This is a genomic window from Corynebacterium sp. HMSC066C02 (assembly GCF_001814945.1).
GTDB lineage: Bacteria > Actinomycetota > Actinomycetes > Mycobacteriales > Mycobacteriaceae > Corynebacterium > Corynebacterium aurimucosum.
The window spans coordinates 1-13,675 of the sequence record NZ_KV818444.1 but is presented as its reverse complement, the minus strand read 5'-3'; the positions used below and the strand labels follow the sequence as shown (position 1 = coordinate 13,675).

General features: G+C 60.4%; 13 protein-coding genes and 2 tRNA genes. 10 read left to right on the top strand and 5 right to left on the bottom strand.

Annotated elements, in window-relative coordinates; translation table 11 throughout:
• Positions 1–150: 150 nt before the first annotated feature.
• Positions 151–1,515, bottom strand: coding sequence for a magnesium transporter (gene mgtE, locus HMPREF2996_RS03355; protein WP_070730107.1), 1,365 nt, complete (start codon positions 1,513–1,515; stop codon positions 151–153).
• An 85-nt stretch (positions 1,516–1,600) separates the two neighbouring features.
• Here mgtE and HMPREF2996_RS03350 point away from each other — a divergent pair, with 85 nt between their 5' ends.
• Positions 1,601–2,503 carry a DUF2262 domain-containing protein gene (locus HMPREF2996_RS03350; protein WP_246822982.1) on the top strand — a complete coding sequence of 301 codons (903 nt, stop codon included), beginning with the start codon at positions 1,601–1,603 and terminating at the stop codon, positions 2,501–2,503.
• On the opposite strand, the gene crtI is transcribed toward HMPREF2996_RS03350, so the two are convergent.
• Positions 2,500–4,014 carry a phytoene desaturase family protein gene (crtI, locus tag HMPREF2996_RS03345; RefSeq protein WP_070730102.1) on the bottom strand — a complete coding sequence of 505 codons (1,515 nt, stop codon included), beginning with the start codon at positions 4,012–4,014 and terminating at the stop codon, positions 2,500–2,502. The genes HMPREF2996_RS03350 and crtI overlap by 4 nt on opposite strands.
• A gap of 5 nt (positions 4,015–4,019) precedes the next feature.
• The gene (locus HMPREF2996_RS03340) at positions 4,020–4,877 is read right to left on the bottom strand and encodes a phytoene/squalene synthase family protein (protein ID WP_070730100.1); all 858 of its coding nucleotides are present in this window, start codon (positions 4,875–4,877) and stop codon (positions 4,020–4,022) included.
• Between the two features lie 93 nt (positions 4,878–4,970).
• Between HMPREF2996_RS03340 and HMPREF2996_RS03335 the strand changes: the two genes are divergently transcribed.
• A complete protein-coding gene (locus tag HMPREF2996_RS03335; protein ID WP_070446086.1) occupies positions 4,971–5,711 on the top strand; it encodes an ABC transporter ATP-binding protein in 741 nt (246 codons plus the stop codon).
• 3 nt (positions 5,712–5,714) lie between these two features.
• Positions 5,715–8,261: an ABC transporter permease gene (locus tag HMPREF2996_RS03330; protein WP_070711098.1), complete on the top strand. Its 2,547-nt coding sequence runs from the start codon at positions 5,715–5,717 to the stop codon at positions 8,259–8,261.
• Positions 8,262–8,297: 36 nt separating this feature from the next.
• Here the strand turns inward: HMPREF2996_RS03330 and HMPREF2996_RS03325 are convergent, their stop codons facing one another.
• Complete coding sequence (locus HMPREF2996_RS03325) at positions 8,298–8,657, bottom strand: FluC/FEX family fluoride channel (RefSeq protein WP_070446091.1); 360 nt, start codon at positions 8,655–8,657, stop codon at positions 8,298–8,300.
• Positions 8,654–8,971 carry a fluoride efflux transporter family protein gene (locus tag HMPREF2996_RS03320; protein ID WP_070446093.1) on the bottom strand — a complete coding sequence of 106 codons (318 nt, stop codon included), beginning with the start codon at positions 8,969–8,971 and terminating at the stop codon, positions 8,654–8,656. The genes HMPREF2996_RS03325 and HMPREF2996_RS03320 overlap by 4 nt, the downstream gene beginning before the upstream one ends.
• Positions 8,972–9,055: 84 nt before the next feature.
• On the opposite strand from HMPREF2996_RS03320, the gene pgm reads away from it, so the two are divergent.
• The 7 genes from pgm to HMPREF2996_RS03285 all read left to right on the top strand — a co-directional run bounded on the left by pgm (position 9,056) and on the right by HMPREF2996_RS03285 (position 13,486).
• Positions 9,056–10,672 (top strand): phosphoglucomutase (alpha-D-glucose-1,6-bisphosphate-dependent), encoded by a 1,617-nt coding sequence (gene pgm, locus HMPREF2996_RS03315; RefSeq protein WP_070711099.1) that lies wholly within the window; start codon positions 9,056–9,058, stop codon positions 10,670–10,672.
• Positions 10,673–10,695: 23 nt separating this feature from the next.
• Positions 10,696–11,157: a MauE/DoxX family redox-associated membrane protein gene (locus tag HMPREF2996_RS03310; protein ID WP_070446097.1), complete on the top strand. Its 462-nt coding sequence runs from the start codon at positions 10,696–10,698 to the stop codon at positions 11,155–11,157.
• A 17-nt stretch (positions 11,158–11,174) separates the two neighbouring features.
• Positions 11,175–11,642, top strand: coding sequence for a MauE/DoxX family redox-associated membrane protein (locus HMPREF2996_RS03305; protein WP_070446099.1), 468 nt, complete (start codon positions 11,175–11,177; stop codon positions 11,640–11,642).
• Positions 11,643–11,701: 59 nt separating this feature from the next.
• Positions 11,702–12,457 (top strand): DsbA family protein, encoded by a 756-nt coding sequence (locus HMPREF2996_RS03300; protein ID WP_070730098.1) that lies wholly within the window; start codon positions 11,702–11,704, stop codon positions 12,455–12,457.
• Positions 12,458–12,546: 89 nt separating this feature from the next.
• A tRNA-Ala gene (locus HMPREF2996_RS03295) sits at positions 12,547–12,619 on the top strand.
• A gap of 22 nt (positions 12,620–12,641) precedes the next feature.
• Positions 12,642–12,717 (top strand) — tRNA-Ala (locus HMPREF2996_RS03290).
• Between the two features lie 34 nt (positions 12,718–12,751).
• The gene (locus tag HMPREF2996_RS03285) at positions 12,752–13,486 is read left to right on the top strand and encodes a fructosamine kinase family protein (RefSeq protein ID WP_070711102.1); all 735 of its coding nucleotides are present in this window, start codon (positions 12,752–12,754) and stop codon (positions 13,484–13,486) included.
• Positions 13,487–13,675 lie beyond the last annotated feature (189 nt).

Here is a 13,675-nt window from a genome sequence, read left to right as displayed (position 1 = left end):
CTGAGGTAGGAACTAAACCCAGGACGCTTCACGGCTGCTCTGGCGTGCGCCAGGGACTGTGTTCAGGAGGCTGGTGAGGCCCTAGCGCGGCCGCAGTTAGGTCGGCAGGTCGCGCGATGGAGCTTAGCGGGTCCTATCGGGCTAGATGCCCTAGATCCCCAACACCGATTTTGCGATGAAGAAGTAGATAATCAAGCCCGTCGCGTCACAGAACGTGGAGATGAACGGGTTAGAAAACACAGCAGGGTCCGCACCAACCGTCTTGGCCACAATCGGCATGAGGCCGCCAACGGTCGCTGACATCGAGCAAATAAGAAACAGGGTGGAGCCGATCACGATACCGATATCGAGGCCGTAGACCACCGTCGCCAAGACGAGACCAGCCAGTCCGAGTACGGCGCCGAGCAGCATTCCGACGCGCAGCTCGCGCCACATTACGGAAAGGAGGTCGCGCGTTCGGACGTCGCCAAGCGCGAGCGCACGGGTCACTGTAGTAGCCGCCTGGTTTCCTGTATTGCCGCCCGTGCCAGTGAGGAGGGGGATAAACAGAGAAAGTACGACCGCCTTGGCCAGGGTGTCCTCGAAGGAATCGAGAACCCGCACGGTCAACAACGCTGACACAGCGAGCACGAGCAGCCAGAGAATGCGGGAGCGAACGAGCTTGAGCAACGGCGTCGACAAGTAAGGCTGCTGGAGCGCTTCCGTACCACCGGAACGAGCCGAGTCCTCGCTGTCCGCTTCCTCCATGATGTCCGTGGCATCGTCCCACGTAAGAAGACCAACGAGGCGGTGGGAATCATCCACAATCGGCAGCGCCAGCATATCGAGGGGCAGGAACCACCGTACGGTTTCTTCAGCGTCAGCAGTCGCCCGCGCATAAACCGGTTCCTTCATGATGTCCTCAATGAGCACGCCCCTCTTCGCCGTGAAGAGATCGCGCAGGCTTACGACGCCCACCAGGCGACGGTCCTTGCGCGTCACCGGAACGGTATAGATGGTCTCCAGTTCATCGGCGGTATCGCGTAGTGTGCGCAGGGCATCTTCCATGCTCATTTCCGGGTGAATGTCGGGCACCTCTGGCGACATACGACGGCCGACGGAGCCCTTCGTGTAGCCAAGGATCACTCCGGTGACATCGCGCTGCGTCTGGGTTAGTGAGCGGAGGAGGCGATCCGCAATCTCGGCGGGCAGCTCATCCAAGAGCGCCACGCGGTCTTCGGGATCCAACTCGTCGAAGAATTCATAAACATCGGCATTCCCCAGCTCATCAATGATGTCCGCCTGGTGCTTTGCATCGAGCGCATCAAAGACCGCGATGGACTTTTCCCGTGGCAGCAGGCGGAGGGCTAGCGCAGCGCGGAGCGCATTCTGGCGCTCTACAATCGCGATGAGCTCTTGACGGGGAACGCGAGCTAAGAGTTCCTGGAGGCGAGGGGCCTTTTTAGGATCAATAGCGTCTTCTTGCTTCAGCCATGCCTCTACGGCCTCGCTGGCCTGTTCAATAGTTTCTGCCATCGCTTCGCCTTTCCACTCGACGTCAACCTCCTCAGACTACGCTATGCAGCGCTGCACGGCCTTTTCGCAGATGTACTATTGCGACATGCTTTCCCTCTACCGTGAATTTTCGGACCATGACGTTGTTAAAACGATACTGAGCTTCGAAGAAACAGAGTTTCTCTTCGTCGTGGCAGCCGCGCCGAAGAAATCGGTGAGTGATGATCCTTATGCTGAGGACAAAACGCACATTCAGCTCATGAGCTTGCCTGGAGTTGCTTTAAAGCTGTTGCCGGAAGGCGAGCTGATTACTGGCGACATCGCAGTGCGCTATCCGCAGCTCTTCCAGACAGTCGCAGGAAAAACGCTGTGGGATCCGCGTGATATTACAGAACTTGAGCCTTTCAGGGTGTTTCATGCTCGGGGTAGCCATCACTTCCACGAGAGGAGCAAAGAGCACTATGTCGATATCTGGGAGATTCTTCCAGATGTAGCCGATGCAGCCATGGAGCAGCTTCTTGCCCGGATTGACGTTCCGGTAGAGCTTGATTCCACATTCGGTCCGTTGGTGCTCGACCGCTGTACAGATACATTCGAAGGTAGAGCAGAAGAACTCGGAATTGATATCAGCATCGTGTATGAAGGGGAGGAGCTTCTTCTCGCGGAGAGTACGAATCTCAAGCGAAAATTCAAGGCACCGCTCTCTGTGATCAACAAGGTGCTCAGTTCCGAGTTCCTCGAGGAGGCCCAGCGCTTTGCTGCTGCAAAGGCCCTCCGAGCCGCCAACCGTTGGCGCCACGACGTTGCCGTGTCCGAGGGCAACAGCGTCCCGGCGCCGGAACTTACTACCAGCGACGTATACGCCAAACTCACTCCCGTTGCCGTTGAGGTTCCTCAACGTGGCAACCTCAGCGTCGAGTTTGATGATGGCTATCTTTTTGGCGGTCACCCCGTAACAGTGAAGGTAAGACGCAACGGTAAGCCTGCATCCCTTGAGCTCGATGCTTAGTACTGTTCACGCATCCGCGTGAGGACGTTGTGGGCCGAAATCAGGCACATGGGCACGCCCACGCCCGGGACCGTGGTGCCACCGGCGTAGTACAGGTTGGGCAGCTTACGGGATTGGTTCCGGCCCCGGAAGAATGCGGACTGGCGCAGCGTATGGGCAGGGCCTACGGCGCCGCCGGACCAGGAATTGTACTGCTCGGCAAAGTCGGCGGGGCCGAGCGTGCGCTTGACGACGACCCTCTCCTCCAGATCCGCAATCCCCATCCAGGACCCCAGCTGCGCCACGGCAGCACGGGCGATGGCGCTAACGCGGGGAGATTCCGCAGCGCCGTAGGCATCGCCATGGCCGTAGGATTCTTCTGCCGGAACGGGAATGAGGATGAAGAGATTCTCGTAGCCTTCCGGAGCCACACTGGAATCGGTGGCAGAGGTTTTTGAAACATAGATCGACTCCGAGGAACCCAACGGCCGCAACGGCTCAGGGCCGTGGTAGACGGCCCTAAAATCGGGGGTCCAGTCTGTGCTGAATAGCAGCGTATGGTGTGCCAGCTGCGGAAGGGCACCCTTCACACCGAGAAAGACTAAGACGGTGCCCAGGCCAGGGTCACGGTGGGCAAAGTAGCGTTCCGGGTACGTTTGCAGGTCCGTAGGAAGCAGAGCGGTTTCTGTGTGGTGCAGGTCTGCGGCGGAGACGATGGCGTCGGCGGGGATCATGCGGCCGTCGTCAAGCGTGACGCCCGTCGCGCGCCCGTGCGCGTGGTTGATTGCTACCACCGCTGTGCCAAGCTCGAAGGTGGCGCCGGCTGCTTGCCTCGCGATAGCGTCGACAACAGCCGCGAAGCCTCCTAAGGGGTAGCGCACGCCCTCCACCAGGTCGGTGTGGCTCATCAAGGAATACAGTGCCGGCGCGGCCTGTGGTTCGGTGGAGAGAAACACCGCGGGGTAAGTCAGGACCTGGCGCAGGCGGTAATCCTTAAACTGGGCGGCCACCAGCGTATCTAGTGAGCGAGTCAGCAGCAGCGCGAGCGAGCCCAGCCGGGTGAGGACGTCTTTGTTGAGAAGCTGCGTGGGGCGGGAGAAGGTGGTGTATAAGAAGTTGCGCAGGGCAATGGCGTATACGTCGGAGGCCCTGGAGAGGTACGCGCGCACCTTGTCGCCAGCTCCCGGCTCCAAGGATTCAAAAAGCTCTGCTACGTTATCCACGCCCGTTTCTATATCGAGGGTCGCGCCGTCTTCGTTGATAACACGGTAGGCAGGGGAGAGGTCCACTAGGTCCAGCTCGCGCTCGGTACTGGTGCCGCAGGCGCGGAAAAACTCATCGAAGGCCTCCGGCATGAGGTACCACGAGGGGCCGGTATCGAAGCGGAAGTCATCCACGGCCAGGCTTCCCGCGCGTCCACCAACGCTGCGTTGCTTGTCGACGACCGTCACCCGCATCCCCTCCCGCAACAGCAAGGCAGCGGAGGCTAGGCCTGCAATACCAGCGCCGATGACAACAACATGTTTGCTCATGTTCTTTAACCTTTATTCCGTGCCGCGTGCGCTGCAGCGCGGCTGATGAGGACAGCTTTCCGCGCAGCGGGCACACTGACGCGGGTAGTCATGATCTCATGCGCAGGAGTGGCCTCGAGGAGATCCGTAAGCTCCGTGAAAAGAGCCGCCGCTGCGGCTACCCCCACCCTGGAGCCAAGGGGAAGCAGGTCCATGGCCGTGCGGGCATGGGCTAAGTCTTCGCGGATATCAGAAATGATCGCGGCCTTCGTTTCCTCATCGAGTTTGTCTGGCTCACGCAGCGTAGGAAAATAAGCGCGGCCCAGCTCAGTAGAGTCTTCGTGCAGGTCCCGCAAAAAGTTGATCTTCTGAAACGCGGCACCCAGGCGCTCCGCTCCTTCTTCGACGCCGTCAGGCCGAGGTGCACCGGCATAAAAAGTATCCAGGCATAGCAGCCCAATGACTTCTGCAGAGCCCCGAACATAGGCCTTAAAAGACTCCGCTGTGTGGGAGGTGCGCGTGAGGTCACAACGCATGGAGGCAAAGAACTCTGCAATGTGTTCGTCCTGGAACCCGCAGCGCCGCGCGGACAGCGCGTAGGCGTGCACGACCGGGTCGGCGTGAAAACGTTGGGAGGGGGCGTTGCGGACGGTGGTTTCGTAGGCGTCGAGAAGCAGGGCGGCGTCCTGGGGATCGAGCCCGGCGTCGACGATTTCATCGGCGGTGCGCACCATGGCGTATAAATTGCGGATATCCACCCGCACCCGGGGTGAAAGAAGTCGCGTGGCCAGGGAAAAACTGGTGGAGTAGTGGCGCATGATCTGAGCCGCGGCTGCTTCGGCACAGCGGTCATAATGTTCCAGAGCGGAAAGAGATGCGCGCATGGGGCATATTTTAGACCACACGCGTCACACATTTAACCCGAGGCAAGATAGGGTAGTGACGTTACTTTCCCCATCTATAAGGAGAACACGTCCATGACCACCCCAACGATGACTGCTGCGGCTCGCGCCGTTGACCTGTTCAAACAATACGGTCAGGGAGACACCGCAGTCACCGCGTTGGACCACGTCGACGTTGAGTTCGCGCGCAACACCTTCACCGCCATCATGGGCCCGTCGGGCTCCGGCAAATCCACCCTCATGCACACCATGGCGGGGCTCGATTCGGCGACGTCCGGTTCGGCCTTCATCGGTGACACCGATATGTCGCAGCTCAGTGACAAGGATATTACGGCCCTGCGCCGCGACCGCCTGGGCTTCATCTTTCAGTCCTTCAACCTGGTGCCCACGCTGACCGCGGCAGAAAACATCACGCTGCCCACCGATATCGCTGGCCACAAGGTGGATAAAGAGTGGTTCGATGAGGTCACTTCCCGCCTAGGCTTGTCCGAGCGCTTGAATCACCGCCCAGCAGAGCTCTCCGGCGGCCAGCAGCAGCGCGTGGCCTGCGCGCGGGCCCTGGTTTCGCGCCCCGAGATCATCTTCGGCGATGAGCCGACCGGCAACCTGGATTCGAACTCCTCCGCCGAGGTGCTCGACATTTTGCGCACCGCCGTGGACAAGGATGGTCAGACCGTCGTTATCGTCACGCACGATGCCAAGGCAGCCTCTTACGCAGACCGCGTGGTTTTCCTTGCTGATGGGCGCCTCGTGAATGAACTCACCAACCCAACCATGGAGTCCATCCACGCCGTGATGGCAGAAATCGAGGGCTAGAACATGGCCACAAAGAACACCATGCGCACGGTGTCCGTGCGCAACATTCTCGCTCATAAGCTGCGTCTTGCCCTGACCCTGCTGGCGGTGGTGCTCGGCACCGCGTTCATCTCGGGTTCCTTCATGTTCACCAATTCGCTCTCGAGCACCTTCGACTCCGCGGTATCTACCGCGTTTACGGGCGTGGATGCGGCCGTGAGCCAGAAGGAGGGCGGCCCCAACCTCGATCAGAAGATGCGCGATGACATCGCCGCCGACCCCGATGTGCGCGCGGTGAATATGCAAAGCAGCCAGACGGTCGTGGTGGCAAACAAGGACGCCGAGGCCTTTCAAACCGGTGGGGGCACCTCCAGCGTGCAGCCCTACTACCCGGAGGAGCAGTCCGTCGGTGAGCCCGCCACGCTTGTCGACGGCTCTGAGCCGAACGGGACCGGCGAAGTCCTCATTAATGATTCCGCCGCTGAAGAGTTCGGTATCCACGTCGGCGATACTCTCCTCGTGGTCCACCCGGACCAGCGTGATGAGGTGAAGGTCGTGGGCGTCGTCAAGCCTGCGGTGGACCAAGGCCCCAGCCTGACCTTGCTCATGGGCCACGAGGCCTTCGTCGAGCGCTATGGCAATTCTGCCCAGTTGAAGGTCGCGGCGGCCGAGGGCGTCGACGCCGATGCCCTCGTGGAGCACCTCAATGAAACCTTCGAGGTCAAGGCGGAATCCGGGCAGAAACTGGCTGAAGAGATTTCAGATCAGATTTCCTCTGCACTGAAATTCGTCAACTACTTCCTTATCGCTTTCGGCCTCATCGCGCTGTTGGTGGGCACGTTTATCATTGCGAATACCTTCTCGATGATCGTGGCCCAGCGCACCAAGGAGTTCGCACTCTTGCGTGCACTCGGCGCCTCCCGTGGGCAGATTACGCGCTCGGTGGTCACAGAGGCCTTCATCGTGGGCCTTGTGGGTTCTGCCGTGGGGGTGATCGCCGGCATGGGCCTGGTGGCACTCATCAAGGCAGTTTTTGAAGCCAAGGACATGCCCATGGGCGGCGGTCTGGGCCTGAGCGTTAGCGCAGTCGTCGTGCCGTTGCTTTTGGGTGCCGTGGTCACCATCATTTCCGCGTGGGCGCCGGCGCGCCGGGCGGGTGCGGTGAAACCCGTGGAGGCCATGCGCACCACCGAGTCTGCGGCTGGTTCTTCGTTGCTCGTGCGCAGCGTGCTGGGCGGGTTGCTGCTGGTTGTAGGCATCATCTTCGCGCTTGTCGGAGTGTTTGTTGATGCCTCCACAGGCATCCGCGCCTCCCTCGTGGGCCTCGGTGCGCTCAACCTAATCCTTGGTTTCTTCCTTGCCGGCCCGGCCATCTCCCTGCCTATCGTTCCGGGGATCGGCCGCGTGGTTGGCGCGCCCTTTGGTGCGGTGGGCAAGCTGGCGTCGACGAATTCGGCGCGTAACCCGCGCCGAACCGCGGCTACCGCGTTCGCTCTCATGCTGGGCGTGGCGCTGGTGACCTCGATCGGCATGTTGGGTGCGACGATGAAAGCCTCGGTTGCCGATGCCGTCGAACAGGATGCCCACGCGGACTTCTTGCTGTCCGGTCCGACGTCCGGAAACTTCCCGACGCCGAACGAGACGGCGCAGCGTGCCCGCGATACCGAGGGCGCTGGCCAGGTCGTAGCGATGAGTACTGCGCCACTACAGGTGGATGGCCAGGCTTCGATGAATTATGGCCCGGAAATGTTGATAAGCCAGGTCATCGATGGCAACGCCGATGACATCCTCAACCTCACCGTGGTCGAAGGCGCCGTGAACACGGGCGAAGAGCCTGGCTTCATCGCCGAGGCCGGCTTGGCTGCGGAGCAGGGCTGGGAAGTCGGTCAGTCCTATGAGCTGGCCGGCCCGGATCCCTCCCGCACCGCGCAGGTGAAGCTCCTCGGCACGTATGAGCATTTTGAGATGCTTTCGGGTCTGGCCGTGTCCAAGTCCGCGGCGGAGGACGTTGTTGACCCCGGCAGTCTCGACGTCATGGTGGTCTCCGTGAATGCGGAAGAGGGCTATGACAAGGAGAAACTGCGCGCCAACCTGGAGAAGTCCGTCAAGGACCTCGTCGTGGTGCAGGTGCGCACCAGTGAGGAATACGCCGGCGAGGCTGCCGGCATGATTGACCAGATGCTCACGATTCTCTATGCGCTACTGGCTTTGGCCGTGGTCATTGCGGTCTTGGGCATTGTCAATACCCTCACGCTGGGCGTGATCGAACGCCGACAAGAAATCGGCATGCTGCGCGCGGTGGGTACCCAGCGCCGCCAGATCCGCACGATGGTCACCGTGGAATCGGTACAGATTGCCCTCTTCGGTGCGCTCATGGGCATCCTCATGGGCCTGGGGATGGGGTGGTCCTTCATCTCCGTGCTTTCCGACGAAGGCCTCGATACCGCGACGGTTCCGTGGTTGATGCTCGCGGTCATGTTCGTGGGCTCCGGAATCGTCGGTGTGCTGGCAGCGCTATGGCCAGCGCAGCGCGCGGCACAGACCCCACCGTTGGACGCCATCGCTGACTAGTACAGCCTGTGGCCGCACAAGGGCGTGCGAGGTAGGTTAGGCGAGAAGCGAACCTACCCACGCTCCGCGCCAGGCCACCACGATTCCCAGGCCGATGGTCCAGAAGAGGTAACGCGCCAAGCGCCACCAGCGCTTGGCCTTTATCATTTCTCCCAGTTCCTTGGCCAGCGTGGACCACGTGGATAGCCCGCCGGCGAGTCCGGCTGCTAGCAGGGGGAGAAAATACTCAGGGGTGTGGGCATGCGTGGCATAGCCGTAGGCCACGCCCGCCACGGCTGCGCCAATGAGGTTGGCGGCAAAGGTACATGTGGGGGAAGGCAGCACACGGGTGAGCAGGTAGCGCCCGCAGCCACCGACAAAGCCACCGGCGAGTACGGCCAGGATGGAGAGAATCATGCGTGCCTCCGATCCTGCAGGCGGTCACCCATGAGGTAGGCCGCGGTGCAACCGACGACCGTCGCCAGCACGTAGGCCCCCGCCTGCGCCGGGCCGAAGCCGGAGGTGAGAAAAGCAAAAGCGGCAAAGCTGGTGAAGCCGCCTAAGAAACCTGTGCCCCAGAATGCCGGAGGCTTGGCATAGCCCATAACAGCGCTGCCGAGAACGTTGATGAGCAGCAGCGGCAGCGCGCCACCCCCGAGAAGCGAAGAAAGGCCAAAGCGGGCCAGCGCCCCGAGCGCGGTTCCGCAGCCCACAAGAAGGATCTGTGGCATAGGCACCATCCTAATTGGAATGCGAAACCAGCGTGAAGCAGGCAAGCTTAGGGTGTATCCACATCCCCAAGGAGGAATCCCACCATGGCACACGAACGCGCCGGCCAACCAGCCCAGCCTTCCGATCTCATTGACATCGCAGAGCTAGTCACCGCGTATTACACCCGCACCCCCGACGCTGATAACCCCGATCAGCAGGTTTCCTTCGGCACCTCCGGGCACCGCGGCTCCGCCTTGGATACCGCCTTTAACGAGGCCCACATTCTGGCGATTACCCAGGCCATCGTGGACTACCGTGCCGAGCAGGGCACCACGGGCGCCATTTTCATTGGCCGCGATACTCATGCCCTGTCCGAGCCCGCCATGGTCTCTGCCCTCGAGGTCCTCTTAGCTAATGAGCTGGAGGTCCGCGTGGATGACCGTGGCCGTTATACCCCAACTCCGGCCGTCTCCCACGCCATCCTGACCAACCCGGGCACCGACGGCATCGTGATTACCCCGTCTCATAACCCGCCGCGCGATGGCGGATTCAAGTACAACCCGCCAACGGGCGGCCCGGCGGATGCCGATGCCACCGACTTGATCGCCGCCAAGGCCAACGACTATCTGCGCGCCGGGCTCGAGGGCGTGAAACGCGTGGCGGTTGACGGCGTGCTGGATGAGCGCTGCGTGAAGCACAACTACGTGGACAACTACGTTGCGGACCTGGCGAACGTCGTGGACATGAAAGCCATCAAGGACGCCGGCGTGCGCATCGGAGCGGATCCCATGGGCGGGGCCTCGGTGGACTACTGGGCGGCCATCGCCGAGCATTACGAACTCAACATGACGGTGGTGAACCCCGAGGTAGACGGCACTTTCCGCTTCATGACGTTGGATACCGACGGCAAGATCCGCATGGACTGTTCCTCCCCGGATGCCATGGCGTCACTGGTGGATAACCGTTCCAAGTACGACCTGGCCACGGGCAACGACGCCGACGCGGACCGCCACGGCATCGTCACCCCGGATGCGGGCCTGATGAACCCGAACCACTACCTGGCTGTGGCCATCGAGTACCTGTTTAGCCACCGCCCCCAGTGGGGCAACGCCGGGGTGGGCAAGACCTTGGTCTCATCCTCGATGATTGATCGCGTCGTGGCCAGCTTGGGCCGTGAGCTCGTTGAGGTGCCGGTGGGCTTCAAGTGGTTTGTGCCGGGGCTTGTCGACGGCTCCCTGGGCTTCGGCGGTGAAGAATCCGCCGGCGCTTCCTTCCTGCGCTTCGACGGTACGGTGTGGTCCACCGACAAGGATGGCATCATCATGGATCTTTTGGCCGCCGAGATCCTGGCGGTGACGGGCAAGACTCCGTCCCAGCGCTACGCGGAGCTGGCAGAGGAATATGGTGCACCGGCCTACGCGCGTACCGACGCCCCAGCTAACCGTGAGCAGAAGGCAATCCTGAAGAAGCTCTCCCCGGAGCAGGTCACGGCCACTGAGCTGGCGGGTGAGGAGATTCTCGCTAAGCTCACCGAAGCGCCGGGCAACGGCGCGGCGATCGGTGGCCTCAAGGTGAGGACTGAGAACGCGTGGTTTGCCGCGCGCCCGTCCGGCACGGAAGATAAGTACAAGATTTACGCTGAGAGCTTCCGTGGCGAAGAACACCTCAAGCAGGTGCAGCAGGAGGCGCAAGCGCTGGTGTCACAGGTTCTGGGAGGCTAACTTCAGGGCTAGGCTAATGGATTATGACAGCCACACAACGCGCCTCGGTGCTTGACCTGGCCAGCGCGCTCGCCCGATTCGGTATGGCCGCCGTGTGGATTATCGCCGGCATACAGAAACTAGACGCCCGGATGGAGATGGCACAGGCCATCCGGGCCTATGGCATCTTCACCCCGGAATGGTCCGAGTACTTGGCCTACCTCATTGCACCGCTTGAAATTGTAGGAGGGCTGCTGCTGTTGCTGGGCCTGTTCTTGAGGGAGGCGTCGGCAGTCGCTGCGGTGGTCCTAGTCCTGTTCATGGTGGGCATTTCTCAGGCGTGGGCGCGTGGGTTAGTCATCGATTGTGGGTGTTTTGGCTATGACCCCAACGACGTGAGCCAAGGTATGAACTACGCGCTGACGCTGCTTCGCGACGCCTTCTTCCTCATCCTCACCGCGTGGACGATCTGGCGTCCATATCGTCGTTACGCTCTCCACCCGTAACTTGTTAGGCTAATCCCGTGTTTAAAAATAAGATCAGCGCAACGCTCGTGCTGGACGTTATCAGTGCGTTTGCGCGATTTTATATGGCCTATGTGTGGATTAAAGCGGGAGCGTCGAAGCTGTCGGACCAGCTCGCGGTATCGCAAAGCATCAAGGCATATGAAATCTTTACCCCAGAGTGGTCCCACTATTTGTCCTATCTGATTGGCCCGCTTGAAGTGTGCGGCGGCCTGTTGCTCCTGCTGGGGCTGTTCCTGCGTCAATCGGCGTGGGTGGGGCAGATTGTCCTCGTTCTGTTCATGATCGGCATCGCGCAGGCATGGGCGCGGGGACTCGGGATTGACTGCGGGTGTTTCTCCGTTAGCCCTGATGAGGACGCGCAAGTGATGAACTACATGATGACACTGCTGCGTGATGTCTTCTATTCTGTCTTAATGGTGTGGACGATCAAGCGTCCTTTCACCAAGTTTGCATTGCACCCTTAACAACGGTGTGTAGACTTTCCATCTATTCGAAATAACGTCATCAAAGGCAAGGTTGTTCAATGAGTACAGTCAAAGACCTCAACTCCAAGAGTAATAGTGGATTCGTCTGGGGCCTCGCTGTTCTGCTGGTCATTATCGCTGTGGTAATCGGCTACATCGTTTATCAGGGGCGGGGTGCAAAGACCGATGAGCTGAAGGATTATCCCGTTGAGCCAGTCTCTATGGAGATGAGCTTTGCGGACAACGCGGTGACGCTCAAGGCGCCGGATGCCCCCAAGGACGCTACCGAGGTAGACCTGTATGAGGACTTCTCCTGCCCGCACTGTGGCGACCTGGCGAAGGAGACCGACGGACAGATGAAGGACGCTATTGATGCGGGTGAGCTCATCGTGCACGTGCGTACCTTGAACTTCCTCGATGGCAGCCCGAACGGACTGGAGAGCATCAAGTCCAACACGGGACACTCCTCCAAGACTGCGGCTGCGATGGAGCAGGTGGCAAAGTCCGGTGACGCCACGCTGTACTGGAACCTGCGTAAGTACCTCATGGAGAACCAGTCCAAGCTGGCCAACCAGTGGGAAATGAAGGATTTCGCTGATGCTGCGCAGATCCTGGGTGCCGATGAGGCCACGGTGAAGGCCATCAAGGAAGCCAAGGTTGGTGAAGGTAACCCGGTGGTGACCTCGAACTACGAAAAGCTTGAAAAGGAAACCGGTAGCGTGTCCTCGCCGCGCATCATCAAGGATGGCAAGGATATCCCGGAGGATGATAAGACCTCCATCATGGAATGGGTCAACATCGTTACTGAGAAGTAAATTTAGCGCCCCAACTCGCGATTTGGTGAGTGAATAGGGAGACGATATATTGATACGAGTTGCAATCACAAAGGTTGCACCTCGTATGAGGGGCTATGGCGCAGTTGGTAGCGCACCACACTGGCAGTGTGGGGGTCACGGGTTCGAATCCCGTTAGCTCCACTTTAAAATTCAATATTGCCTTGGGGCTATGGCGCAGTTGGTAGCGCACCACACTGGCAGTGTGGGGGTCACGGGTTCGAATCCCGTTAGCTCCACCATCGGCCGTCTCTTTCGCAGAGGCGGCCTTTTTCTATGCTGGGGAGCATGGATGTTTACACAAAGTCAGTAGCACGAGCCGATCAAGCCGGGGCGGAGGCTGCGGGCCTGCGCTGGTTAGCAGCCGCACGAAAGGACGTTGTGGTGGAAGTTGCGGGGCTAACGGATTCGACGATTAGTACGCGTCGAGTAGCGCAGGCGCGACCGAGTGCTGCTGCAGCGCGGGCGTTTGGTGAAGCGCTGCGGCAGGTTCATCAGGCAGGCGCCCCAGCTTTCGGCGCACCGCCAGAGGGGTGGGAAGGTGCGAACTTCATTGGACGCGTGGAACAACCCTGCGAACCATGTGAATCCTGGGGTGAGTTCTACGCAGAACAGCGGGTGGTGCCATTTATAGAAGGACTTCCGGAGGGGCTGCGGGACAGCGTATATATGGCGGCCGAAGCTATAGCCGCCGTGGACTGGGACGTTGAGCCTGCACGAATTCATGGTGATTTATGGGCAGGAAATGTTTTGTTCCAGGAGAACACGGCGGTCATGATTGACCCTGCAGCGCACGGCGGACATCCGTGGACGGATTTGGCCATGCTGGAACTGTTCGGAACGCCCTACTATGACGAGATACTGCGGGGCTATGGGGCGGGTGAGGAGTACCGGAAGTGGGTGCCGATGCATCAGTTGCACCCACTTGCGGTTCACTCGATGACGCATGGTCCGGCTTACTATGCTCCGCTTGAGCAGGCTGCGCGTGCCACCCTTGAGGCATTGCGATGAGCGCGTGATCGCTCGAAGATTCTGCCGGGGTTGAAAGGAAAGGGGCTCTGGGTGCGCTTTGTGGGCTCCAGCATTTCCGTGGCGCTCGACAGCTAGCCCGTCAACACTGGTTTGGTCGGTGGGTTCGCCTTTAAGGGCTTAAGGATCTCGTAGCTCTTGCTGCTTCCGGCAGCACGTGAAGCCGGACTT

Bases quoted from the DNA above. Each gene is read 5' to 3' on its own strand.
- HMPREF2996_RS03285 (WP_070711102.1), top strand. From the start codon at position 12,752: ATGCTGGGGAGCATGGATGTTTACACAAAGTCAGTAGCACGAGCCGAT.
- HMPREF2996_RS03340 (WP_070730100.1), bottom strand. From the start codon at position 4,877: ATGCGCGCATCTCTTTCCGCTCTGGAACATTATGACCGCTGTGCCGAA.
- HMPREF2996_RS03320 (WP_070446093.1), bottom strand. From the start codon at position 8,971: ATGCCACAGATCCTTCTTGTGGGCTGCGGAACCGCGCTCGGGGCGCTG.
- pgm (WP_070711099.1), top strand. From the start codon at position 9,056: ATGGCACACGAACGCGCCGGCCAACCAGCCCAGCCTTCCGATCTCATT.
- HMPREF2996_RS03310 (WP_070446097.1), top strand. From the start codon at position 10,696: ATGACAGCCACACAACGCGCCTCGGTGCTTGACCTGGCCAGCGCGCTC.
- HMPREF2996_RS03325 (WP_070446091.1), bottom strand. From the start codon at position 8,657: ATGATTCTCTCCATCCTGGCCGTACTCGCCGGTGGCTTTGTCGGTGGC.
- crtI (WP_070730102.1), bottom strand. From the start codon at position 4,014: ATGAGCAAACATGTTGTTGTCATCGGCGCTGGTATTGCAGGCCTAGCC.
- HMPREF2996_RS03330 (WP_070711098.1), top strand. From the start codon at position 5,715: ATGGCCACAAAGAACACCATGCGCACGGTGTCCGTGCGCAACATTCTC.
- HMPREF2996_RS03350 (WP_246822982.1), top strand. From the start codon at position 1,601: ATGCTTTCCCTCTACCGTGAATTTTCGGACCATGACGTTGTTAAAACG.
- mgtE (WP_070730107.1), bottom strand. From the start codon at position 1,515: ATGGCAGAAACTATTGAACAGGCCAGCGAGGCCGTAGAGGCATGGCTG.
- HMPREF2996_RS03300 (WP_070730098.1), top strand. From the start codon at position 11,702: ATGAGTACAGTCAAAGACCTCAACTCCAAGAGTAATAGTGGATTCGTC.
- HMPREF2996_RS03335 (WP_070446086.1), top strand. From the start codon at position 4,971: ATGACCACCCCAACGATGACTGCTGCGGCTCGCGCCGTTGACCTGTTC.